This window comes from Pseudomonas sp. NPDC089534, assembly GCF_044749305.1.
GTDB lineage: Bacteria > Pseudomonadota > Gammaproteobacteria > Pseudomonadales > Pseudomonadaceae > Aquipseudomonas > Aquipseudomonas ekonensis.
This window is the reverse complement of sequence record NZ_JBIVHR010000221.1, coordinates 1-1,204: the sequence shown is the minus strand read 5'-3', so window position 1 is coordinate 1,204 and position 1,204 is coordinate 1. Positions and strand designations below refer to the sequence as shown.

Here is a 1,204-nt window from a genome sequence, read left to right as displayed (position 1 = left end):
AATGATACGGAGAACAAATAGAACAACACAAACATTAACACTCTTTACCTAAACAACGCTCTTCCGATCATTAGCATGCCTTCGATCAGCAGATGGGGCAGTTGCTCCATCAGCATGCGGTCCTTCCAGGTGTTGGGCTCCATTTCGTCCGCGTTGCACAGCAGGTAGCGGATGTCGATGGATTCGTCCTTCGGCATCAGGCCCCACTTCACGCCGGTGGGGAAGCCTGCGCCGCCGCGGCCCTTGAGGCCCGAGTCCTTCACGGTCTGGACGATGTCGTCCTGGCTCATGTCGGCGAAGGCCTTGCGGGCGGCGGCATAGCCGTTCTTGGCCTGGTACTCGTCGAGCCAGACAGGCTCGCCGTCGTCACGCAGGCGCCAGGTCAGCGGGTGGGTCTCGGCCGAACGCTGGATGCGGTTGGCAGGACCGAAAGAAGTCAGGGTCATACGTAGCCCTCGAGCAGTTTGGCGACGCCGGCAGGCTGTACGTCGCCAAAGGTGTCGTCGTCGATCATCAGCGCCGGTGCCTTGTCGCAGTTGCCCAGGCAGCAGACCGGCAGCAGGGTGAAGCGGCCGTCGGCGGTGGTCTGACCGAGGCCGATGCCCAGCTCGCTCTGGATCTGGCTGACGACGGACTCGTGGCCGCCGATGTAGCAGACCATGCTGTCGCAGACGCGGATGATGTGGCGGCCCACCGGCTGGCGGAAGATCTGGCTGTAGAACGTGGCCACGCCTTCGACGTCGCTGGCGGGGATGCCGAGGACTTCGCCGATGGCGTACACGGCGCCGTCCGGCACCCAGCCGCGTGCCTTCTGCACGATCTTCAGGGCTTCGATCGACGCCGCGCGCGGGTCTTCGTAGTGGTGCATCTCGTGCTCGATGGCCGAGCGCTCGGCTTCACTCAAGGTGAAACGGTCTGTCTGGATAAGCGTGCTGTTCATGCTTAGCGGTCCACGTCGGCCATAACGAAGTCGATACTACCCAGGTACGCGATCAGGTCCGCGACCATGCTGCCTTTGATCACCGAAGGGATCTGTTGCAGGTGTGCGAAGCTCGGAGTGCGGATCCGGGTACGGTAGCTCATGGTGCCGCCGTCGCTCGTCAGGTAATACCTGTTGATGCCCTTGGTCGCTTCGATCATCTGGAAGGATTCGTTGGCCGGCATGACCGGGCCCCACGAAACCTGCAGGAAGTGCGTGATCAGG

General features: G+C 62.2%; 1 protein-coding gene and 2 pseudogenes. All 3 read right to left on the bottom strand.

Features of this window, described 5'->3' with window-relative positions; all coding sequences use genetic code 11:
- Positions 1–53 precede the first annotated feature (53 nt).
- A pseudogene (locus ACIP0B_RS28555) lies at positions 54–446 on the bottom strand (NADH-quinone oxidoreductase subunit F); the annotation flags it as partial.
- Positions 443–940 carry an NADH-quinone oxidoreductase subunit NuoE gene (nuoE, locus tag ACIP0B_RS28550; RefSeq protein ID WP_085579799.1) on the bottom strand — a complete coding sequence of 166 codons (498 nt, stop codon included), beginning with the start codon at positions 938–940 and terminating at the stop codon, positions 443–445. The pseudogene ACIP0B_RS28555 and the gene nuoE, both read right to left, overlap by 4 nt.
- A gap of 2 nt (positions 941–942) precedes the next feature.
- Positions 943–1,204, bottom strand: a pseudogene (locus ACIP0B_RS28545) (NADH-quinone oxidoreductase subunit C/D); the annotation flags it as partial.

Coding starts and splice junctions, on each gene's coding strand:
- nuoE (WP_085579799.1), bottom strand. CDS start 940: ATGAACAGCACGCTTATCCAGACAGACCGTTTCACCTTGAGTGAAGCC.